Source organism: Pseudomonas rustica (assembly GCF_018336155.1).
GTDB lineage: Bacteria > Pseudomonadota > Gammaproteobacteria > Pseudomonadales > Pseudomonadaceae > Aquipseudomonas > Aquipseudomonas rustica.
Genome location: NZ_JAGYHF010000011.1, coordinates 198,769 through 221,192, shown reverse-complemented (window position 1 = coordinate 221,192; position 22,424 = coordinate 198,769). Strand labels below are relative to the sequence as shown.

Here is a 22,424-nt window from a genome sequence, read left to right as displayed (position 1 = left end):
GCTAATCACGGTTATTTGACCCGGTTTTTACCGGGTCTTTTTTTGCCTGTGGAAAAGTCATTTGCCGAACTGTTTGCGCATTTGCTCGCAGTAATCCTGCTTCGGCGTGACAGGAGTGAACCAGACGTAATCGGCCATTGCCGCAGTCGCCTCACTGCCCTGCTCTGCCAACATCAAAACCGTCGGTGCCTCAGTGGCGCCCAAATCCTCGACATGCACCGGCACACCGACATCCTTGCGCGCATGCCAGGCACCGGCCAGCAACAGCGAAGGCGTCGGCGCGGCCAGCAAACGCTCAGCCATACGCCGATCACGCTGTTGCTGCACCGCCAGCATCGCCGGCATTTGTGATTCCGGAAGCAGGCCACAGTGCGAATCACTGATCTGCTCAAGCAACGTGCTTTTTACCGAGGCGGCATTGCTACGCTCCCCCTTCAAAACCGGCGGGTTGCGGTAGAAGGTGTGGATTTCGGCGGTGTCGAGATTTGCCGCCAGCAGCGGATACGGTTGCGTGAGCGCGAAACGAACGATCGGCCCGTAGAGATTCCAGTCCCAGCCATCCTGCCAAGCCAATGCGGCAGGCAGATCTGCGGGCGGCGCTGCGGCACGGCGCACTTGATCAACTTTCGATTGCTGCTCCGGCGTGAGCATTTCCAGCAACAGACTGCCCTGCGGCCGTTGCTCGCCGAGTGCCTGCAATAACCACAACTGCACCGCGTGATGATCGGCATTGTCATGTTGCTCGCCGACGATCACACGCTCAGGCTCGGCCAGTCGCATCAGCAATTGCTGCGCCGTCAGCACTTGACCGTTGCGCAGATCAAGAATTTCTCCAGCGGGCGGCGGCGCCACAGCCACATGCTGACACCCCGCCAACCACAACACCGCCAACAACCAGATTGCGCGCATGCACTCACCTCGATGAAAAACTCAGCGGGCGATGATCAGCGGATGCCCACGCTCCGGGTGCGGTTGCACCAATACTTCCAGACCGAACACCGCTTTGAGTGCGTCCGGACGCAGCACTTGCTCCGGCGTATCCAGCGCGACCGGGCGCCCGCCTTCGAGCAGCAACACCCGATCACAATAGCGCGCCGCCAGATTCAGATCATGCAGGATGACCAACACCGCAGTGCCGCGATCAGCGAACTCGCGCACGGCCTGCAACGTGGTGTGTTGATGCAGCGGATCGAGCATCGACGTCGGCTCGTCCAGCAACAACGTTTGCCCGGCCTGCCCCGGCCACAGTTGCGCCAACACCCGCGCCAGATGCACGCGCTGACGTTCGCCGCCGGACAACGCCAGATAACTGCGACCGCTCAAATGCCCGGCATCGGCGGCGGCCAGTGCGGCAGCAATAATCTCGTCATCGCGCACTCGACCGCTTTGATAAGGCAAGCGGCCCATGCCGACCACTTCTTCAACGCGAAACGCAAAATCCAGCGTCGACACTTGCGGCAGTACGGCCAGACGTTGCGCCCGTTGCGTGCCCGTCCAGTGCGTCAGCGCCTGGCCGTCGAGCGACACTTCGCCCTCGCTCGGTTTCAATTCACCGCACAAGGCGCCGAGCAAGGTACTTTTGCCGGCACCATTGGGCCCGAGCACACCAAGCACTTCACCCGGTTCGAGTTGCAGCGAAACTTCGCTGAGCACCGTTTTGCGGCCGCGATGGATGTGCAGATTGTGCGCTCGCAGCATCAGGCACGTCCTCGCAACAGCAAGTAAAGGAAGAACGGCGCACCGATAAACGCGGTGACGATACCGATCGGCAATTCCGCCGGCGCCAGCGCCAGCCGCGCCACCAGATCGGCGAGCAACAACAGGCTCGCCCCCGCCAGCACCGAGGCCGGCAACAACACCCGATGATCCGGCCCCGCCAGCAAGCGCACCAGATGCGGCACTACCAGGCCAACAAAACCGATCATCCCGGCCGCCGCCACCGCCGCGCCAACACCCAGCGCCGTGCAGAACACCAACTCACGCTTGAGCTTCTCGACATCGATTCCCAAATGCCCGGCTTCCGACTCGCCGAGCAATAACGCATTCAACGCCCGCGCCCGACGCGGCAGCCACAAGGCGACAGCGGCGCTGATGATCAGCAACGGCCACAACCGCGCGTAACTCGCACCATTGAGGCTGCCCAGATTCCAGAACGTCAGCGTGCGCAGAGTCGCGTCATCCGCCAGATAAGTGAACAGTCCAACCGCCGAACTGGCCAATGCGGTCAGGGCAATACCCGCCAGCAGCATGGTGGCGACATTGGTCTGGCCATTACGGCGACCGAGTCGGTACACCAGCGCCGTCACACCGAGGCCGCCGAGAAACGCGCACACCGACAACAGGTAAGGCCCGAACCACTCAGGCATGCCGCCAAAAAACGAGCCGCCGACAATCGCAATCGCCGCGCCCAACGCCGCGCCACTGGAAACACCGACCAGCCCCGGATCCGCCAGCGGATTGCGAAACAAACCCTGCATCGCGACGCCGGACAACGCCAACACACCGCCGACCGCCAGACCAAGCAAGGTTCGCGGTAGACGAATCTGCCCGAGAATCAGCTCAGCCTGTTCCAGCCCGTCCGGCGCCAGCGGCACACCGATCAGGCGCAACGCCGCCCGCAGCGTGTCGAACAGCGGCAGGCTGACCGGCCCCAATGCCAACGATAGCCAGATCGCCAGCAAACACAGGAGGGTCAGGCCGATGAACAAGCCGCGGGGTTTGACCAGTGTGGTCATTGGCCGCTCTTGGCCGGGTAGAAACCGTCAGACAGGGTTTTCAAAGCCGCCGGCAAGCGCGGGCCGAGGCCGCCGACCAACAGCGTCGGATCCAGCTCCAGCACCCGCCCGGTTTTCGCCGCGCGGCTTGAATTGAGAATCGGGTTTTCCTTGAACAACGCCGCTTTCGCCGCGTCACCGGTCAAGGCACGGTCGGCGAATACCAGGACTTCCGGATCAAGACTGGCAAGGGATTCCACCGAGAACGGTTTGTAACCGGTGTGCGTCGCGAGGTTATGCCCGCCCGCCTGTTGCAGCAGCCAGTCGGCGGCGGTGTCCTTGCCGGCGATCAACGGTTTGCCACCGGCATGGCCGAGCAAGAGCAGCACACCCGGGGCTTTCTGCTTGGACTGCGCGTCGGCAACCCGCACTTTTTGTGCGTCGAGTTGCTGTTGATAACTTGCCAGCAGTTGTTTGGCCTGAGCTTCAGCGCCGAGTAATTGACCGAGACGGGTCACGTTTTTCTCAACCGTCGGCAGATCGGGCTGCGCCGAGAACAATTCCACCTGCACCTTGGCCGCTTTGACTTGCGACAGTACCGGCGGCGGGCCCATTTCTTCGGTGCCGATCAGAATGTCCGGGCGCAAACTGAGAATGCCTTCAGCGGAAAGGCTGCGCTGATAGCCGATGCTCGGCAGCGCTTTCAAAGATTCCGGATGCTGACTGGTGGTGTCGACGCCGACCAGTTTCGACTCGCCGCCCAAGGCCGAAACCCACTCCGACAGCGCGCCGCCGGCACTCACCCAACGTTGCGGCAGATCAGCCGCTGCAGCCTGGTGGCTGACGAAAAGTCCGACACACAGCACAGCAACGCGGGTACTCAGGCGCATACACAGCTTCCTTGAACGTGGTTTTCCCGGGCATCGGGACGACAGGCCAAGTATCCTCGGCATCTGCCAGCCGCCCTGCGGACGAAGGCCGTCATTTGATAATTGTTTGCATTTAAACGTCAAGCTCGGACATATCCGGACACGAGCGGACACTAGAGGATAGTCATGAAGTTTCTCTGCGCAGGTGCCGAGCTGGCCGAAGCGAAAAGCCGTGGTTTCGAGATCGACGGCAACAAGCTGTTCGCCGTGCGCCGCAGCGGCCAGGCCTACGTCTACCTGAATCGCTGCCCGCACCGGGGCGTGGGGCTGGAATGGCAACCCGACCAGTTTCTCGACCCGAGCAACAGCCTGATTCAGTGCGCCACCCACGGCGCACTGTTTCTGATCGAGGACGGTGAATGCGTGGCCGGGCCTTGCGCCGGGCAATCACTCACCGCCATCCTTTGCCGCGAAGACGCGCAAGGCCTGTGGATCGATGTTTAACCGTTGAGCAACACGTCGAGGCGCCGGTCGATAACCATCTCTTCATGGCTCAAGCGCACGCCGTACGCCAGCACCTCGACGCCACACGCGACCGCTTCATGCAGTGCTTCGGCATACGCTGAATCAATTTCCTTGGCCGGGCGCACCGCCTCGATCCCGCTGAGATTGACGCAGTACAACTGCACCGCGCGAATCCCGTCCCGCGCCAGATGCGCCAGCTCCCGCAGATGCTTGGCGCCGCGCTGGGTCACCGCATCCGGAAACGCTGCCACCGGCGTACCGTCGAAACCCAGCGTGACACTTTTCACTTCCACGTAAGCCGGGCCGCTCGGGTATTCGAGGCGAAAATCGATGCGACTTTTTTCCTGACCGTAAGCGACTTCACGCTTCAACGCGGTAAAGCCGTTTAGCTCGGTGATGACGCCAGCTTGCAAGGCTTCCTCGACCAGGCCGTTGGCCCGCGCGGTGTTCACGCAAAACAGGCGGCCCTGCGGTGTTTCGCCGATTTCCCAGGTACCGGGCAACTTGCGTTTGGGGTCATTGGAGCGGCTGAACCAGACCTGCCCGCCCTCGACCTGACAATTGAGCATCGAACCGGTGTTCGGGCAGTGAATGGTCAGTAACTCACCGTTAACCGTTTCGATATCGGCGAGGAAACGTTTGTAACGACGGATCAGTCGCGCTTCTTCAAGCTCTGGATAAAAGCGCATCAGCCTTGCCAACTCTTCAAACCAAGCGCGATGCGTTCCACCGCTTCTTGTAGGCGAGGGAGGTTTTGCGTGTAGGCAAAACGCACATGATGACTGGCCTGATAGCGACCGAAATCCAGCCCTGGCGTAAAAGCGACGTGCTCGGTTTCGAGGAAATGTCGACAGAACGCGAAGGCATCACCGCCGAACTGGCTGATATCGGCATACAAGTAGAACGCGCCTTCAGGCTCCACGGCAATGTTGAAACCCAACTCGCGCAAGGCCGGCAACAGGAAGTCGCGACGACGGCCGAACTCGGCGCGGCGTTCTTCGAGAATGGCGATGGTGTCCGGTTCGAAACAGGCCAGCGCGGCGTACTGGGCCATGCTCGGGGCGCTGATGTAGAGGTTCTGCGCGAGTTTTTCCAACTCGCTGACTGCTGCGTCCGGCGCCACCAGCCAGCCGAGTCGCCAGCCGGTCATGCCGAAATACTTGGAGAAACTGTTCAGCACGAAAGCACTGTCATCGACTTCCAGCACGCTCGCCGCATCGGTGCCGTAGGTCAGGCCGTGGTAGATCTCGTCCACCACCAGATGCCCGTGTCTGGCCTTGATGGCTGTGGATAACCCGGCCAGCTCATCGCGGGTCAGGATGGTGCCAGTCGGATTGGCCGGTGAGGCGACCAGTGCGCCGACGCTGTCGTGATCCCAATGACGCTCGACCAGATCCGGGGTCAGTTGATAACGCACGTCAGGCCCGACCGGCACCAGTTGCGCCGCACCTTCAACCAGACGCAGGAAGTGGCGGTTGCACGGGTAACCCGGATCCGCCAACAGCCAGTGTTTCCCGGGATCGACCAGCAACGCACTGGCGAGCAGTAACGCCCCGGAACCGCCCGGCGTGATCAGAATCCGCCGTGGATCGATGTTCAAACCATAGCGCGATTGATAGAACCCGGCGATCGCCTCGCGCAGCTCAGGAATGCCGCGCGCGGCGGTGTAACGGGTTTTCCCGGCGGTTAGCGCCGCCTGCCCTGCGCGAATGATCGGTTCAGCGGTGGTGAAGTCCGGCTCGCCGATCTCCAGATGGATCACGTCGTGGCCTTCCGCCTGCAACTCATTGGCCCGCGCCAGCAACGCCATGACATGAAACGGTTCGATCGCACGACTGCGCGCACTGTAGGGCTGAGCCATTGGGCCTTTCCTTCAACGGAAAAAAAGAGACGATTCTACCCATCTGCCGGAACGAGCGAGAACCCGCAGCGGTCACAGCCTCAAGAACGCTGGACTGTAACGATACGAGCGTACGCTCCAGGATTGACTAAAATCAGTGATTGAACAGGTCTCCACCACCGCCAGACACAGCTTGCCTGACTTTTACAAGCGCCACCCGCCGGGGCCTCGACATCCGGGAGTAGCGCGGGCCGAATTGATCTGGTAAGTTCGCCCGCTTGCAGCCGCAGGGCCGGCAGGTGTCGGTGATGGAGCAATCCTGCGCAATGGATTACAAGAGTAGAGGCGGTCCATTTCATGCCCACCCAAGCAAAGCAACAGCAGCAAACCACGATCAGCGGTTTCGAACCTTACGTTCCGGCGAAAGGTGAAGAGTACATGGGCGCCCCGATGCGCGCGCACTTCACCAAGGTTCTGAACAAGTGGAAACAGGAGTTGATGCAGGAAGTCGACCGCACTGTTGACCACATGAAAGACGAAGCTGCGAATTTCCCGGATCCGGCCGACCGTGCCAGCCAGGAAGAAGAGTTCGCTCTTGAGCTGCGCGCCCGCGACCGCGAGCGCAAGTTGATCAAGAAGATCGACAAGACGCTGCAACTGATCGAAGACGAAGAGTACGGCTGGTGTGATTCGTGCGGCGTCGAGATTGGTGTGAAGCGCCTCGAAGCACGCCCTACAGCCGACATGTGTGTCGACTGCAAGACCCTGGCGGAAATCAAGGAAAAGCAGGTCGGCAAGTAATCTCGACCTGAACGAAGAACGGAGCGTGCGAACGCTCCGTTTTTGTTTCTGCGGTTCCTGCTTTTGTGGGAGAGGGCTTGCTCCCGAATGCGGTGTGTCATCCAACATCCAGGTTGTCTGAACCGACGCTTTCGCGAGCAAGCCCGCTCCCACAGGGGTAATCTGCGCAAATTCTGAAAAGTTTTATCGCCCCCATGACTGCCAAAAAATCCCCCGCCTACATCGGCCGCTTCGCCCCGACCCCCAGTGGCCATCTGCACTTCGGCTCGCTGGTAGCCGCCCTCGCCTCTTACCTCGACGCCCGTTCAGTCGGTGGTCGCTGGCTGGTGCGCATGGAAGATCTCGATCCGCCGCGTGAAGAACCCGGCGCGCAGACTGCGATTCTCAAGGCGCTGGAAAGCTACGGTTTCGAGTGGGACGGCGACATGGTGCGCCAGAGTGATCGACATGACGCCTACGCCGACGTGCTCAACAGCCTGTTCAATCACGGTCTGGCCTACGCCTGCACCTGTTCGCGCAAACAGCTCGAAGCGTACAACGGCATTTATCCGGGCCTGTGCCGTAACGCCGGCCATGATCAACAAGACGCAGCGATCCGCCTGCGCGTGCCGGAGCTGGAATACCATTTCATCGACCGCGTGCAGGGCGAGTACCGCCAGCACTTGGGTCGCGACGTCGGCGATTTCGTCATTCGCCGCCGTGACGGGCTCTACGCCTATCAACTGGCCGTGGTGCTCGATGATGCGTGGCAAGGCATCACCGACATCGTCCGTGGTGCCGATCTGCTCGACTCGACACCGCGCCAGCTCTACCTGCAAGAACTGCTCGGCCTGCGCCAACCGCGTTACCTGCACTTGCCGTTGATTACCCAACCGGACGGCAACAAGCTCGGCAAGTCCTATCGCTCACCACCGCTTGAAGCAGATCAGGCCACGCCATTGCTGCTGCGGGCCCTGCGTGCTTTGGGGCAAAATCCCGGCGCCGAACTGGCCCACGCCTCGCCGCAAGAATTGCTCAGTTGGGGCAGCAAGCATTGGGATGCGACGAAGATCCCGCGCACACTGACCCTGCCCGAAGCGCAACTGCTATGACGACACTTGCAGTCGCGCGCCCATCCGTTACCATCGCCGCACGTTTTCGGGCACGCGCATAAAAAAGAGAGGCCGGGATGTACATCTATCGCTTGGTCCTGCTTTTAGTCGTGGGGATCTACCTGTTTTCCCCCGCCATCATGGATTGGTGGATCGACGCTACGGGCGCCTGGTATCGCCCCTATCTGCTTTGGCTGATCCTGATTGTTGTGACCTTCATCCTGCAGAGCCAAAAAGATGCCGATGAGCTTTAGCCTGACCCAGATGATCCTGATCAGCGCCGCGTACCTGGCGGTGCTGTTCGGCGTTGCCTGGGTCAGCGAACGGGGCATGATCCCGCGCGCGATCATTCGCCACCCGCTGACGTACACCTTGTCGCTGGGGGTTTACGCCAGTGCGTGGGCGTTCTACGGCACGGTCGGCCTCGCGTATCAGTACGGCTACGGTTTTCTGTCCAGTTACCTCGGCGTGTCCGGCGCGTTTCTGCTGGCGCCGGTGCTGCTCTATCCGATTCTGAAAATCACCCGCACCTATCAACTGTCGTCGCTGGCGGATCTGTTTGCCTTTCGCTTTCGCAGCACCTGGGCCGGTGCGCTGACCACGATCTTCATGCTGATTGGCGTGTTGCCGTTGCTGGCGTTGCAGATTCAAGCGGTCGCCGATTCCATTGGCATCCTCACTGGCGAGCCGGTGCAGAGCCGCGTAGCGCTGGCGTTTTGTGCGCTGATCATCCTGTTCACGATTTTCTTCGGCTCCCGCCACATCGCTACCCGCGAGAAACACGAAGGACTGGTGTTCGCGATTGCCTTTGAATCGGTGATCAAACTGGTTGCCCTCGGCGGCGTCGGTTTGTATGCGCTGTACGGCGTGTTCGACGGCCCGCAACAACTTGAGGTGTGGCTGCTGCAAAACCAGACCGCCCTCGCCGCGCTGCACACGCCATTGCAGGAAGGCCCGTGGCGCACGCTGTTGCTGGTGTTCTTCGCTTCGGCGATCGTGATGCCGCACATGTATCACATGACGTTTACCGAAAACCTCAATCCACGCTCGTTGGTCAGTGCGAGCTGGGGTTTGCCGCTGTTCCTGCTGTTGATGAGCCTGGCGGTACCGCTGATTTTGTGGGCCGGTCTGAAACTGGGCGCGACGACCAATCCGGAATATTTCACCCTCGGCATCGGCATCGCCGCCAACAGCAAACCGCTGGCGTTGCTCGCCTACGTCGGTGGCTTATCAGCGGCCAGCGGCCTGATCATCGTCACCACGCTCGCGCTGTCGGGCATGGCGCTGAACCACCTGGTGCTGCCGCTTTATCAGCCGCCGGCTGAAGGCAATATCTACCGTTGGCTGAAGTGGACGCGCCGCGCGCTGATCGTCGCGATCATCATGGCTGGTTTCGGTTTCTACCTGATGCTCGGCGCCGAGCAGGATCTGGCCAACCTTGGCATTGTTGCCTTCGTCGCGACCCTGCAATTCCTCCCGGGCGTGCTGTCTGTGCTGTATTGGCCGACCGCCAATCGCCGGGGTTTTATCGCCGGTCTGCTGGCGGGGATTCTGGTCTGGGTCGTGACCATGCTGTTGCCGCTGGTCGGCAATCTGCAAGGTTTCTACATCCCGCTGCTGAACATGATTTACGTGCTCGACGACACCAGTTGGCACATGGCCGCGATTGCCTCGCTGGCGGCCAACGTGTTGATGTTTACGCTGATCTCGCTGTTCACCAACGCCAGCCCCGAAGAAGCCAGCGCCGCCGAAGCCTGCGCTGTGGATAACGTGCGTCGCCCGCAACGCCGCGAACTGCACGCTGCTTCGCCGCAGGAATTCGCCACGCAACTGGCGAAACCGCTGGGCGCCAAGGCTGCGCAGAAAGAAGTCGAACAAGCGTTGCGTGACCTTTATCTGCCGTTCGATGAACGTCGTCCGTACGCGTTGCGCCGTTTGCGCGACCGCATCGAGGCCAACCTTTCCGGCCTGATGGGCCCGAGCGTGGCGCAGGACATGGTGGAAACCTTCCTGCCTTATAAGGCGGGCGGCGAAAACTATGTCACCGAAGACATCCACTTTATTGAAAGCCGTCTCGAGGATTACCACTCGCGCCTCACAGGTTTAGCCGCCGAACTTGATGCCTTGCGCCGTTACCACCGGCAGACCTTGCAAGAATTGCCGATGGGCGTCTGTTCGCTGGCCAAGGATCAAGAGATCCTGATGTGGAACAAGGCCATGGAAGAACTCACCGGGATCGCCGCGCAGCGCGTGGTCGGTTCGCGCCTGAGCACCATCGGCGAGCCATGGAAAGAATTGTTGCAAGGCTTCATCAATCTGCCCGACGAGCATTTGCACAAACAGCATCTGGCCCTCGACGGCCAGACCCGCTGGCTGAACCTGCACAAAGCGGCCATCGATGAGCCGCTCGCTCCGGGTAACAGCGGTCTGGTGTTACTGGTCGAAGACTTGACCGAAACACAGATGCTCGAAGACAAACTGGTGCACTCCGAACGGCTGGCGAGCATCGGTCGCCTCGCAGCGGGTGTGGCCCACGAAATCGGCAACCCGGTCACTGGCATCGCCTGTCTGGCGCAAAACCTGCGCGAGGAGCGCGAAGAGGACGACGAGCTGACGGAAATCAGCGGGCAGATTCTCGAACAGACCAAACGCATATCGCGCATCGTCCAGTCGTTGATGAGTTTCGCCCACGCTGGCAGCCATCAACACAGCGATGAGCCGGTTTGTCTGGCGGAAGTGGCGCAGGACGCGATTGGCCTGCTGGCGCTGAACCGACGCAATTTCGAAGTGCAGTTCTACAACCTGTGCGATCCGGATCACTGGGTCGAAGGCGATCCGCAGCGGCTCGCGCAGGTGTTGATCAATCTGCTTTCAAACGCCCGCGACGCCTCGCCGCCGCACAGTGCGGTACGGGTGAAAAGCGAAGCCGGCGAACACACGGTCGATCTGATCGTCGAAGACGAAGGCAGCGGTATTCCGAAGAACATCATGGACAGATTGTTCGAACCCTTCTTCACCACCAAGGATCCTGGCGAAGGCACCGGTCTGGGCCTTGCACTGGTCTATTCCATCGTTGAAGAGCATTATGGACAAATCACCATCGACAGCCCGGCTGATGTACAAAGCCAACGCGGCACCCGTATTCGGGTGACATTGCCGCGTCATGTCGAAGCGACGTCCGCTGTGAACTGAGACCGTCGAGAGTATCGAATCAATGCCGCACATTTTGATCGTCGAAGACGAAACAATTATCCGCTCCGCCTTGCGCCGCCTGCTGGAACGTAACCAGTATCAGGTCAGCGAAGCCGGTTCAGTGCAGGAAGCACAAGAACGCTTCACCATTCCTACGTTCGACCTGATCGTCAGCGATCTGCGTTTGCCGGGCGCGCCGGGCACCGAGCTGATCAAGCTCGGCCAGGGCACGCCGGTGCTGATCATGACCAGTTACGCCAGCCTGCGCTCGGCGGTCGACTCGATGAAGATGGGCGCGGTGGATTACATCGCCAAGCCTTTCGACCACGATGAAATGCTCCAGGCCGTCGCGCGGATTCTGCGTGATCGCCAATCGGCCCCGGCTGCCGGCGAAGCGCTTGCCAGCAAACCGGCCAATGGCAGCGGCAAACCCGCCACCGACAACAGCAATGGCGAGATCGGTATCATCGGCTCGTGCCCGCCGATGCAGGATCTGTACAGCAAGATCCGCAAGGTCGCGCCGACCGATTCCAATGTGTTGATTCAGGGCGAGTCCGGCACCGGTAAAGAACTGGTGGCCCGCGCCCTGCACAATCTGTCGAAACGCGCCAAGGCACCGATGATCTCGGTGAACTGCGCGGCCATTCCGGAAAGCCTGATCGAGTCCGAACTGTTCGGCCACGAAAAAGGTGCGTTCACTGGCGCTAGCGCCGGGCGTGCCGGTCTGGTCGAAGCGGCGGACGGCGGCACGTTGTTCCTCGACGAGATCGGTGAACTGCCACTGGAAGCTCAGGCCCGCCTGTTGCGCGTGTTGCAGGAAGGCGAAATTCGCCGTGTTGGTTCGGTGCAGTCGCAGAAGGTCGATGTACGCCTGATCGCAGCAACGCACCGGGATCTGAAGAGCCTGGCGAAAATCGGCCAGTTCCGTGAAGACCTTTATTACCGTCTGCACGTGATTGCCCTGAAATTGCCAGCGCTGCGCGAACGCGGTGCCGACGTCAACGAAATCGCCACAGCCTTCCTCGCTCGCCAGAGCGCGCGCATCAACCGTACCGACCTGAAATTTGCTGCCGATGCCGAACAGGCCATTCGTCACTATTCCTGGCCGGGTAACGTGCGCGAGCTGGAAAACGCAGTCGAGCGCGCGGTGATTCTCAGCGAAAGCCCGGAAATCTCTGCGGAACTGTTGGGCATCGACATTGAACTGAGCGATCTGGACGACGACGAGTTCATCGGCCTGCCACCGCAAACCGGTGGTAACGCCAGCAACAGCAGCCATGAGCCGACCGAAGACCTGTCGCTGGAGGATTACTTCCAGCACTTCGTCCTTGAGCATCAGGATCACATGACCGAGACCGAACTGGCGCGCAAACTGGGCGTCAGCCGTAAATGTCTGTGGGAACGCCGTCAGCGTCTGGGCATTCCACGGCGCAAGACCGGGGTCGCCAGCGAGAGCTGAACGTTACCTGTCGAGTGTGCGGGTAACGCTTGAAGAGGTGAAAAAACTGTTACCTCAGTCTTTTCACGTAACAGAAGCCGGGGTTATCGGTAACGAAACCCCGGCTTTTTTTCGCCCCGAGAAAACGGTTATATCGATCTAACCCTTTGTTTTACGGGGTTTCGCAAAAGTTGGCACGACCCCTGCTATATGTTTGGTACAAGAACAATAACAAGCAATGCACAAGACAATAAAAATAAGACGAATCGACTCACGCACAATAAAAACAAGACGGCGAGAGGCGCAGCTAACTGATTCTTTTGGAGAGGCGTTGTATTTGGGGCTTGCCCCACGACCAGGCCGAGAACAACAAAAACTGTCCTAAGACAGAGCCTGTACTGGTTGGATCGTAAGATCACTGCAATTCAGCGACCAAAGCAATCCGTTTGCTCTTGGCTCCCGATTGGGAGGGTCACGAAGGAAAAGCTTCGTGGCGAGGGCACTCAACAAAAACAAGAAGCCCGAATCAATAATAAAAAGAGCACGCAACTACTTCTTGGGGAGCCTCGGCTCCCCTTGTAGTTTCTCCCTTCTGTAAAAAACTCCCTGTTTTACCCCCGTTCACCCTTGTAGCTTGCGGCTTTCAGCTCGAAGCTGCTGTCTCCTACACCATCCCCCGACTAAATGCTAGAATCTGCGCCCATCATGCGGTCATTCTTTGGTATGGCCGAACATTCCTTCAAACAGTGCATCCCATGCTGAAGAAGTTGTTCCAGTCATTCCGAACTCCCGTGCGTCGTACGCAACACATCCGTAGCACCCCTGAAGTGCTCAACAGCGGTCAACATTCGCTGCAGAAAACGCAGTTCAGCCGCTATGCGGTGAATATTGTCGAACGCCTGCAAGGTGCCGGTTACCAGGCTTATCTGGTCGGTGGTTGCGTGCGTGACATGCTGCTGGGCATCACGCCCAAGGATTTCGACGTCGCCACCAGCGCCACGCCCGAGCAAGTCCGCGCCGAATTCCGCAACGCGCGGATCATTGGCCGTCGCTTCAAACTGGTGCATATCCATTTCGGTCGCGAAATCATCGAAGTCGCGACCTTCCGTGCCAATCACCCGGTCAATGAAGACGACGAAGACAGCAATCAGTCTTCGCGTAACGAAAGCGGGCGGATTCTGCGCGACAACGTTTACGGCACCCTGGAAGAAGACGCGCAACGCCGCGACTTCACCATCAACGCCCTGTATTACGATCCGGTCAGCGAGCGCATCCTCGACTACGCCAACGGCGTACACGACATCCGCAATCACCTGATCCGCTTGATCGGCGATCCGAAGCAGCGTTATCAGGAAGACCCGGTGCGCATGCTGCGAGCCGTGCGTTTCGCCGCCAAGCTCAACTTCGGCATCGAGAAGCACACCGTGCAGCCGATCCGCGAGCTGGCGCCGATGCTGCGCGAGATCCCGTCGGCGCGTCTGTTCGAAGAAGTGCTCAAGCTGTTCCTCTCGGGACACGGCGCAATTACCTTCGAAATGCTGGTCGATCTGCAACTGTTCGCCCCGCTGTTCCCGGCCAGTGCCGATGCGCTGGAACACAACCCGGAATACACCCACACGCTGATCAGCGAAGCTCTGACCAACACCGACCTGCGCATCAAGCAGAACAAACCGGTGACCCCGGCGTTCCTGTTTGCCGCGCTGCTGTGGCCAGCCCTGCCGGCCCGCGTGTTGCGCTTGCAAGAACGTGGCATGCCGCCAATCCCTGCGATGCAGGAAGGCGCCCACGAGCTGATCGCCGAACAGTGCCAGCGCATCGCGATTCCGAAACGTTTCACCATGCCGATCCGCGAGATCTGGGACATGCAGGAACGCTTGCCACGCCGCAGCGGCAAACGCGCCGACCTGTTGCTGGACAATCCGCGTTTCCGCGCCGGTTACGACTTCCTGCTGTTGCGTGAAAGCGCCGGCGAAGAGACTGACGGCCTCGGCGAATGGTGGACGGATTATCAGGACGCTAACGAAAGCGAGCGTCGCGACATGATTCGCGACCTCAGCGGCAAAGGTGATGACGCCAGCGGCGCACCGCGCAAACGTCGCCGCAGCGGCGGTTCCAAGCGCAAACGCGCCGGCGCCCCGAGCGCTTCGACCGGCGAGTAAAAGCATGGAACGCATCTACATCGGCATGGGCAGCAACCTCGCTGACCCCGCCGAACAATTGCGCAGCGCCGTCGAGGCGCTGGGGCAATTGCCGCAAACCACGCTGGTGGGCGTTTCGGCCTTCTATCAAAGTGATTCGTTGCTGCCGGGCCAACCGCGTTACACCAATGCGGTCGCGGCGCTCGACAGCTCGCTCTCCCCGATTCAGTTGCTCGATGCCTTGCAAGCGATCGAGAATGATCAGGGCCGCGAACGTCTGGAACGCTGGGGCCCGCGTACGCTTGATCTGGATATTCTGCTGTTCGGTGATCGCTTGATCGACGAACCACGGCTGAAAGTCCCGCATTACCAGATTCAGGAACGCGCGTTCGTGCTGTATCCGCTCGCCGAACTGGCGCCGGCGGATCTCCATCTGCCCGATGGCCGCACCTTGGCCGACCTGCTCGCCGCCTGCCCGTTCATCGGCCTCGAACGCCTGCCCCACCCCTGACACAACTCCTCCTGTAGGAGCTGTCGAGTGAAACGAGGCTGCGATCTTTTGATTTTCAAAAGCAACATCAAAAGATCGCAGCGTTCCGCAGCTCCTACAGATGGGGGTTGATCCCCACATCGGTTTTGTCGGACAAAAATTCCTCGAATCAGGCCCGCCGCGCCGCTGAATCGCATCAGTAACGTCGGTAACACTCGCCTCGTAACAATGCGGTAACACACGCAATTGACTTCCTCGGTTCTCCTCACGACTATAGGCGTCCCGCTGCCGCCAACCCGGCACATACGGGCGCAATCCAGGCCTTATAAGCACGACAAAAGAGCGTGCGCCTGAGTAAATGAAGAATCACGCGCGTTACTCGCAGTAGTTTCCAGAGCGCCTGAACGAGGATTTTTTACATGCCAGCCATCACCCTGACCACGCTCCAGAGCCTCAAGCAGAAAGGTGAAAAAATCACCATGCTGACCTGCTATGACGCGACCTTCGCCCACGCCTGCAACGAAGCCGGTGTCGAAGTGCTGCTGGTGGGCGACTCCCTCGGCATGGTGCTGCAAGGTCACGACAGCACCTTGCCGGTGACCACTGCAGAAATGGCCTACCACACCGCGTGCGTCAAACGCGGTAACACCGACGCCCTGATCCTGGCTGACTTGCCGTTCATGGCCAACGCCACCCTCGAACAAACCATGATGAACAGCGCCATGCTGATGCAGGCCGGTGCGCACATGGTCAAGGTCGAAGGTCAGCTGTGGCTGGCGGAGTCGATTCGTCTGCTCGCCGAACGCGGTGTGCCGGTGTGCGCGCACATGGGCCTGACCCCGCAAGCGGTGAACATCCTTGGTGGCTATAAAGTGCAGGGCCGCAACGAAAACCAGGCGCGGCAGATGCGTGCCGATGCGATCTCGCTGGAGCAGGCTGGCGCGTCCATGCTGCTGCTCGAATGCGTGCCAAGCGAACTGGCTGCGGAAATCACCCAGGCGGTGAAAATTCCGGTTATCGGCATTGGCGCCGGCGCGGATACTGACGGCCAGGTGCTGGTGCTGCACGACATGCTCGGTCTGTCGATCACCGGCCGTGTACCGAAATTCGTCAAAAACTTCATGCACGACCAGGACAACATCCAGTCCGCATTGAAGGCTTACGTTAGCGAAGTCAAAGCTGCCACGTTCCCTGGCATCGAACACGGATTCTCTGCATGAACACCGTAAAAACCGTACGCGAACTGCGCGCCGCCGTGGCCCGCGCGCGCAGTGAAGGCAAGCGCATCGGCTTCGTGCCGACCATGGGCAACCTGCACAGCGGCCACGTCGCCCTGGTGACCAAAGCCACGCAACGCGTGGACTTCGTGGTGGCGAGCATTTTCGTCAACCCGCTGCAATTCGGCGCCGGCGAAGACCTCGACAAGTACCCGCGCACCCTGGCAGCGGATCAGGAAAAACTGCTTGAAGCCGGTTGCTCCCTGCTGTTCGCGCCGACCGTTGAGGAAATGTACCCCGACGGCATGGCCGGGCAGACCCGGGTCAGCGTGCCGCAACTGTCCGAAGGCCTGTGCGGCGCCAGTCGTCCGGGACACTTCGAGGGCGTCGCGACCGTGGTCAGCAAGCTGTTCAACATGGTGCAGCCGGATCTGGCGATTTTCGGTCAGAAGGACTTCCAGCAACTGGCGGTGATCCGCGCGCTGGTGCATGACCTGAACATGCCGATCCAGATCATCGGCGAACCGACCGTACGCGCTGCGGACGGTCTGGCGCTGTCGTCGCGCAACGGCTTCCTTAATGAAGAACAACGCGCGGTAGCCCCTGTGGTGTATCGCACGCTGAGCACTATTGCCGAGTCGATCAAGCAAGGCGAGCGTGATTTCCCGACGCTGATCAGTGCCCAGCTGCAACAGCTGGAAGCGGCGGGCCTGCGTCCGGATTACCTGGAAATCCGCCATGCGCTGACGTTGCGTCCGGCGACGGCTGAAGACCGTGATCTGGTGATTCTGCTGGCCGCATTCCTCGGTACTACGCGATTGATCGACAACCTGCACCTGAATCTCGACACCCCCTCTTAAAAACACCGCAGTCCCCCCTGTGGGAGCGGGCTTGCTCGCGAATGCAATCTATCAGTTGACCAACATGTCGACTGATACGACGCCTTCGCGAGCAAGCCCGCTCCCACAGTGGTTTTCGGCGCATGAACGATTGCATAGCAGCTGTATTGCCGCCCCCAGAGCCTTCGGGCACACTGCCCGCCGTTCGATTCCAACCCGGGAGGTTCAGCTTGCCCGACCTCGCCCTCCCCCTCCGTTTGTCGGCCACTCCCTGTATTAAATGTTAAAAAAGTACAGGGATCAGGTCAGAAGAAGTCAAGACAGATCGCAGCGCGAGGTTTACTGTATTCGCCCTGCGTCGATAAATCGTGTAGACGCAGTTGACCGCGCCCCCAAACATGGCGCGCCGGTCTGATCCGTGTTCAGAAGCCGTTCAAGTAAAAAGGAAAACCGCAGCGATGGCGTATTACCTCACTCCTCAAGACGTTACCGCTCTGCCCGCCTGGCAAGCGTTGAAAGATCACCGCCAAGCCATGCAGGATTTCAGCATGCGCGAGGCCTTCAACGCCGATCCGCAGCGCTTCAATCAGTTCACCCTCAGCAGCTGCGGCCTGTTTCTCGATTATTCGAAGAATTTGATCAACGCCGAGACCCGTAATCTGCTCGTGGGTCTGGCCAATGAAGTCGATCTGAAGGGCGCGATCAAAGCGCTGTTCGAAGGCGAAATCGTCAACACCTCCGAAGGCCGCCCGGCGCTGCACACCGCCCTGCGCCGCCCGGTGGGCGACAAGCTGTCGGTCAACGGCGTCAACGTGATGCCGGAAGTCCACAAAGTACTGAACCAGATCACCGACCTCGTGGGCCGCATCCACGACGGTCTGTGGCGCGGTTACACCGAGAAGCCGATCACTGACGTGGTCAACATCGGCATCGGTGGCTCGTTCCTCGGCCCTGAGCTGGTTTCCGAAGCACTGCTGTCGTACGCGCAAAAAGGCGTACGTTGCCACTATCTGGCAAACATCGACGGCAGCGAATTCCACGAGCTGACGCAGAAACTGCGCGCCGAGACCACGCTGTTCATCGTTTCGTCGAAATCCTTCAACACCCTCGAAACCCTGAAAAACGCTCAGGCCGCACGTGCCTGGTATCTGGCGCAGGGCGGTTCGGAAGCTGAGCTGTATCGCCACTTCATCGCCGTCTCGAGCAACAACGCCGCGGCTGTGGCGTTCGGTATTCGTGAAGAAAACATCTTCCCGATGTGGGACTGGGTTGGCGGTCGTTACTCGCTGTGGTCGGCGATCGGTTTGCCGATTGCGCTGGCCATCGGCATGTCCAACTTCAAGGAATTGCTGTCCGGTGCCTACACCATGGATCAGCATTTCCAGACTGCGCCATTCGAGCAGAACATGCCGGTGCTGTTGGGCTTGCTGGGTGTGTGGTACGGCAACTTCTGGGGCGCGCAAAGCCACGCGATCCTGCCGTACGACCACTACCTGCGCAATATCACCAAGCACTTGCAACAACTGGACATGGAATCCAATGGCAAGAGCGTGCGTCAGGACGGCACCCCGGTGTCGACCGATACTGGCCCGGTGATCTGGGGCGGCGTCGGCTGCAACGGTCAGCACGCTTACCACCAGTTGCTGCACCAAGGTTCGCAACTGATCCCGGCTGATTTCATCGTGCCGATCGTCAGCTTCAATCCGGTTGCTGACCACCATCAGTGGCTGTACGCCAACTGCCTGTCGCAGAGCCAGGCGCTGATGCTCGGCAAGACTTTGCCGGAAGCAGAAGCCGAGTTGCGCGAAAAAGGCATGAGCGAAGAGCAAGTGCACAAACTCGCACCGCACAAGGTGATCCCGGGCAACCGTCCGAGCAACACCCTCGTCGTTGAACGCATCAGCCCGCGTCGTCTCGGCGCACTGGTGGCGATGTATGAACACAAAGTGTTTGTGCAGAGCGTGGTCTGGGGCATCAATGCCTTCGATCAGTGGGGCGTGGAGTTGGGCAAGGAACTGGGCAAAGGCGTTTACAACCGTCTGGTGGGCAGCGATGAAAGCACCGCTGACGACCCGTCCACTCAGGGCCTGATCAACTACTTCCGCGGTCGTCACCGCGGGTGATAGGCTGAAGGGGCGGTTTGCCTGCCCCTACAGCTTGCAACATCGACAGTTCCACGGCACCGGGCTAATCGCAGAATCGGTGGCGTACACGATCCCTGTAGGAGCTGCCGAAGGCTGCGATCTTTTGATCTTGACCTTAAAAAACAAGATGAAAGATCGCAGCCTTCGGCAGCTCCTACGAGGGTCGTACAGCTCCCCTCTTGTCGCACAACAAGAATAAGGAACCGTCATGTTCGATATCAGCACGTTCCCCAAAGCCGATGCCGTCCGCCGGGCTGCGCAATTGAGTCAGGATGACTATCGGCGCCTGTACCGCGAATCCATTGAACACCCCGACACCTTCTGGGCCGAGCAAGCCACGCGCTTCCTCGACTGGAGCACGCCGTGGCAAACCGTTCAGCGCTGTGACTTGAAAACCGGTGAAGCCGCCTGGTTTGCCGGGGGCCAACTGAACGTCAGCTACAACTGCATCGACCGCCATCTCGAACAACGCGGCGAGCAGACCGCCCTGCTCTGGGAAGGCGACGATCCCGCCGAATCGGCACAAATCACTTACAAAAAACTTCACCACCATGTCTGCCGCCTGGCCAACGTGCTGAAAAGCCGTGGCGTGAAGAAAGGCGACAGGGTGTGCATTTACATGCCGATGATCCCCGAAGCTGCTTACGCGATGCTCGCCTGCACGAGGATTGGCGCGGTTCATTCCGTGGTGTTTGGCGGTTTCTCTCCCGATTCCCTGCGTGACCGCATTCTCGATGCCGACTGCCGCACCGTGATCACCGCCGACGAAGGTGTGCGCGGTGGCAAGTTTGTGCCGCTTAAACACAACGTCGACAAAGCCCTGCAAAGTTGCCCGGGCGTCAGCACCGTCGTGGTGGTTGAGCGCTCTCAAGGCAAGGTCGACTGGGTCGAAGGTCGCGACCTCTGGTATCACCAGGCCGTGCGCGACGTAAGCGACGATTGCCCGCCGGAACCGATGGACGCCGAAGATCCGCTGTTCATCCTCTACACCTCCGGCAGCACCGGCAAACCCAAAGGCGTGCTGCACACCACCGGTGGCTACTTGCTGCAAGCGGCGATGACCTTCAAATACGTGCTCGATTACCGTGACGGCGAAGTGTTCTGGTGCACCGCCGACGTCGGCTGGGTCACCGGCCACAGTTACATCGTCTACGGCCCATTGGCCAATGGCGCGACCACGCTGATGTTCGAAGGCGTGCCGAGCTATCCGAGCAGTTCACGTTTCTGGCAGGTCATCGATAAACACAAGGTCAACATTTTCTACACCGCGCCCACCGCCCTGCGCGCATTGATGCGCGAAGGCGCCGAACCGTTGCAGGAAACGTCGCGCGCCAGCCTCAGATTACTCGGCAGCGTCGGTGAGCCAATTAACCCGGAAGCGTGGGAATGGTATTTCAACGTGGTCGGCGAACAGCGCTGCCCGATTGTCGATACCTGGTGGCAGACCGAGACCGGCGGCATCATGCTCAGCCCGCTGGTCAGTGCGCAGCGGATCAAACCGGGCTGCGCCACACAGCCGATGTTCGGCGTGCAACCGGTGTTGCTCGACGAGCAAGGCAAGGAAATCCAAGGCGCCGGCAGCGGCGTGCTGGCGATCAAATCGAGTTGGCCGGCGCAGATTCGCAGCGTCTATGGCGACCCACAACGGATGGTCGACACCTATTTCAAACCTTACCCCGGCTATTACTTCACCGGCGACGGCGCGCGGCGCGATGAGGACGGCGATTATTGGATCACCGGGCGCATCGATGACGTGATCAATGTGTCCGGCCACCGCATTGGCACCGCTGAAGTGGAAAGCGCTTTGGTGCTGCACGACAGTATCGCCGAGGCCGCCGTGGTCGGTTATCCGCACGACGTCAAAGGTCAGGGCATCTATGCCTTCGTCACGCCCATGAACGGCACCGAGCCCAACGACGAACTGAAGAAAGAATTGCTCGCCCACGTCAGCAAGGAAATCGGCAGCTTCGCCAAACCGGATCTGATCCAGTGGGCGCCGGCCTTGCCGAAAACCCGCTCAGGCAAGATCATGCGCCGCATCCTGCGCAAGATCGCCTGCAACGAACTCGACAGCCTCGGCGACACTTCGACCCTGGCCGACCCGAGCGTGGTGCAAGGCCTGATCGACAAGCGCCTCAATCAGTAACACGTCGGGCGCGGTCAACCGGCCGCGCCCGCCCTTCTTCACTGAGTGGTCATGGAATTCATCCGCAGTCGCATCGAAAACCAACTCATGAGCCTGACCGGGTTATCCCTCGGCCAGCTCGATCTGGAAAACCCCAAGGGCGATCCCGGCCTGTTCGGCCCCGAATCGGTCAGTTGGCAGGTGCACGGCGATTTCAGCAGCATGTTGATCGGCGGCATCAGCGCGTTGTTGCTGCGAGCCCTGCATCCACTGGCGCTGGCCGGGGTTTGGGATCATTCGAATTTTCGTCAGGACATGCTTGGGCGCTTGCGGCGTACCAGCCAGTTTGTCTCCGGCACCACGTTTGGCTCCCGGCGGGATGCCGACTGGTTGATCGAGAAAGTCCGCACCATTCACCTGCAAGTGGTGGGCACCGCACCGGACGGCCGACCATATGCGGCCAGTGATCCGGATTTGCTGACGTGGGTGCATGTGGCCGAAGTCAGTAACTTTCTGGCGGCGCATTTGCGCTATCGCAATCCACAGTTGTCGCTGGCTGATCAGGATCGTTATTACGCCGAGATCGCCGTGGTCGCCGAACGCCTAGGCGCACGCGATGTGCCCAAGTCGCGGCAGGCCGTGGCCGATTATCTGCAACGCCTGCGCCCGCATTTGCTGTGCGATGAGCGCAGCCGCGAGGTTTTACGTTTGCTGCTGGCCGCACCGGCGCCGAGTGTTCTGGCGCGACCGTTTGGCGATCTGATGATGAAGGCTGGCATTGATCTACTGCCGAACTGGGCCAGCGACATGCTCGAGGTGCGGCAGAGTTCGCTGCAACGCCAGTTGATTCGCGCCAGCGTCAAGCGCAGCGCACCGATGCTGCGCTGGGCGATGCGCAATGGCTCGGTGCAGAGAGCCAAACGTCGTATGGGCCTGCCGACCTGAAAAGCTTCGCGAGCAAGCCCGCTCCCACATTTGGAATGCGTTCCCATGTGGGAGCG

At 60.2% G+C, this 22,424-nt stretch carries 19 protein-coding genes; 13 read left to right on the top strand and 6 right to left on the bottom strand.

The genetic code is table 11. The features are described from left to right. Positions 1 to 57 precede the first annotated feature (57 nt). The 4 genes from KFS80_RS21515 to KFS80_RS21500 are packed head-to-tail and all read right to left on the bottom strand — an operon-like array spanning position 58 to position 3,604. Positions 58 to 909, bottom strand: coding sequence for a ChaN family lipoprotein (locus tag KFS80_RS21515; protein ID WP_212545827.1), 852 nt, complete (start codon positions 907 to 909; stop codon positions 58 to 60). A 21-nt stretch (positions 910 to 930) separates the two neighbouring features. Beyond that, on the bottom strand, positions 931 to 1,698 hold the full coding sequence (locus tag KFS80_RS21510; RefSeq protein WP_212545826.1) for a heme ABC transporter ATP-binding protein: 768 nt from the start codon (positions 1,696 to 1,698) through the stop codon (positions 931 to 933). After that, the gene (locus tag KFS80_RS21505; RefSeq protein WP_212545838.1) at positions 1,698 to 2,681 is read right to left on the bottom strand and encodes a FecCD family ABC transporter permease; all 984 of its coding nucleotides are present in this window, start codon (positions 2,679 to 2,681) and stop codon (positions 1,698 to 1,700) included. The genes KFS80_RS21510 and KFS80_RS21505 overlap by 1 nt, the downstream gene beginning before the upstream one ends. 50 nt (positions 2,682 to 2,731) lie before the next feature. Further along, positions 2,732 to 3,604, bottom strand: coding sequence for a heme/hemin ABC transporter substrate-binding protein (locus tag KFS80_RS21500; protein WP_212545825.1), 873 nt, complete (start codon positions 3,602 to 3,604; stop codon positions 2,732 to 2,734). A gap of 165 nt (positions 3,605 to 3,769) precedes the next feature. Between KFS80_RS21500 and KFS80_RS21495 the strand changes: the two genes are divergently transcribed. Continuing rightward, entirely contained in the window at positions 3,770 to 4,087 is a 318-nt protein-coding gene (locus tag KFS80_RS21495) for a Rieske (2Fe-2S) protein (protein ID WP_212545824.1), read from the top strand. On the opposite strand, the gene sfsA is transcribed toward KFS80_RS21495, so the two are convergent. Both sfsA and KFS80_RS21485 read right to left on the bottom strand, forming a co-directional pair. Next, positions 4,084 to 4,797, bottom strand: a complete 714-nt coding sequence (sfsA, locus tag KFS80_RS21490; protein WP_212545823.1) for a DNA/RNA nuclease SfsA — start codon at positions 4,795 to 4,797, stop codon at positions 4,084 to 4,086. The genes KFS80_RS21495 and sfsA overlap by 4 nt on opposite strands. Beyond that, on the bottom strand, positions 4,797 to 5,969 hold the full coding sequence (locus tag KFS80_RS21485; RefSeq protein ID WP_212545822.1) for a pyridoxal phosphate-dependent aminotransferase: 1,173 nt from the start codon (positions 5,967 to 5,969) through the stop codon (positions 4,797 to 4,799). Before KFS80_RS21485 ends, sfsA begins: the two co-directional genes overlap by 1 nt. 336 nt (positions 5,970 to 6,305) lie before the next feature. Between KFS80_RS21485 and dksA the strand changes: the two genes are divergently transcribed. The 12 genes from dksA to KFS80_RS21425 all read left to right on the top strand — a co-directional run bounded on the left by dksA (position 6,306) and on the right by KFS80_RS21425 (position 22,368). Then, on the top strand, positions 6,306 to 6,749 hold the full coding sequence (dksA, locus tag KFS80_RS21480) for an RNA polymerase-binding protein DksA (RefSeq protein WP_053123888.1): 444 nt from the start codon (positions 6,306 to 6,308) through the stop codon (positions 6,747 to 6,749). Positions 6,750 to 6,943: 194 nt separating this feature from the next. Continuing rightward, positions 6,944 to 7,840: a tRNA glutamyl-Q(34) synthetase GluQRS gene (gene gluQRS, locus KFS80_RS21475; protein WP_053123890.1), complete on the top strand. Its 897-nt coding sequence runs from the start codon at positions 6,944 to 6,946 to the stop codon at positions 7,838 to 7,840. Positions 7,841 to 7,917: 77 nt separating this feature from the next. Continuing rightward, complete coding sequence (locus KFS80_RS21470; protein ID WP_003176118.1) at positions 7,918 to 8,094, top strand: hypothetical protein; 177 nt, start codon at positions 7,918 to 7,920, stop codon at positions 8,092 to 8,094. After that, complete coding sequence (locus KFS80_RS21465) at positions 8,078 to 11,032, top strand: sensor histidine kinase (RefSeq protein WP_178116858.1); 2,955 nt, start codon at positions 8,078 to 8,080, stop codon at positions 11,030 to 11,032. The genes KFS80_RS21470 and KFS80_RS21465 overlap by 17 nt, the downstream gene beginning before the upstream one ends. A 22-nt stretch (positions 11,033 to 11,054) precedes the next feature. Further along, positions 11,055 to 12,491, top strand: a complete 1,437-nt coding sequence (locus KFS80_RS21460) for a sigma-54-dependent transcriptional regulator (protein ID WP_212545821.1) — start codon at positions 11,055 to 11,057, stop codon at positions 12,489 to 12,491. 734 nt (positions 12,492 to 13,225) lie between these two features. Then, positions 13,226 to 14,629 carry a polynucleotide adenylyltransferase PcnB gene (locus KFS80_RS21455; protein ID WP_053123896.1) on the top strand — a complete coding sequence of 468 codons (1,404 nt, stop codon included), beginning with the start codon at positions 13,226 to 13,228 and terminating at the stop codon, positions 14,627 to 14,629. Positions 14,630 to 14,633: 4 nt separating this feature from the next. Continuing rightward, the gene (gene folK, locus KFS80_RS21450; RefSeq protein WP_212545820.1) at positions 14,634 to 15,119 is read left to right on the top strand and encodes a 2-amino-4-hydroxy-6-hydroxymethyldihydropteridine diphosphokinase; all 486 of its coding nucleotides are present in this window, start codon (positions 14,634 to 14,636) and stop codon (positions 15,117 to 15,119) included. A gap of 398 nt (positions 15,120 to 15,517) precedes the next feature. After that, positions 15,518 to 16,318 carry a 3-methyl-2-oxobutanoate hydroxymethyltransferase gene (gene panB, locus KFS80_RS21445; RefSeq protein ID WP_159815137.1) on the top strand — a complete coding sequence of 267 codons (801 nt, stop codon included), beginning with the start codon at positions 15,518 to 15,520 and terminating at the stop codon, positions 16,316 to 16,318. Then, positions 16,315 to 17,175 (top strand): pantoate--beta-alanine ligase, encoded by an 861-nt coding sequence (panC, locus tag KFS80_RS21440; RefSeq protein WP_212545819.1) that lies wholly within the window; start codon positions 16,315 to 16,317, stop codon positions 17,173 to 17,175. The genes panB and panC overlap by 4 nt, the downstream gene beginning before the upstream one ends. Before the next feature lie 437 nt (positions 17,176 to 17,612). Continuing rightward, complete coding sequence (gene pgi, locus KFS80_RS21435; protein WP_212545818.1) at positions 17,613 to 19,277, top strand: glucose-6-phosphate isomerase; 1,665 nt, start codon at positions 17,613 to 17,615, stop codon at positions 19,275 to 19,277. Positions 19,278 to 19,506: 229 nt separating this feature from the next. Beyond that, entirely contained in the window at positions 19,507 to 21,444 is a 1,938-nt protein-coding gene (gene acs, locus KFS80_RS21430) for an acetate--CoA ligase (protein ID WP_212545817.1), read from the top strand. Positions 21,445 to 21,495: 51 nt separating this feature from the next. After that, complete coding sequence (locus tag KFS80_RS21425; protein ID WP_212545816.1) at positions 21,496 to 22,368, top strand: oxygenase MpaB family protein; 873 nt, start codon at positions 21,496 to 21,498, stop codon at positions 22,366 to 22,368. Positions 22,369 to 22,424 lie beyond the last annotated feature (56 nt).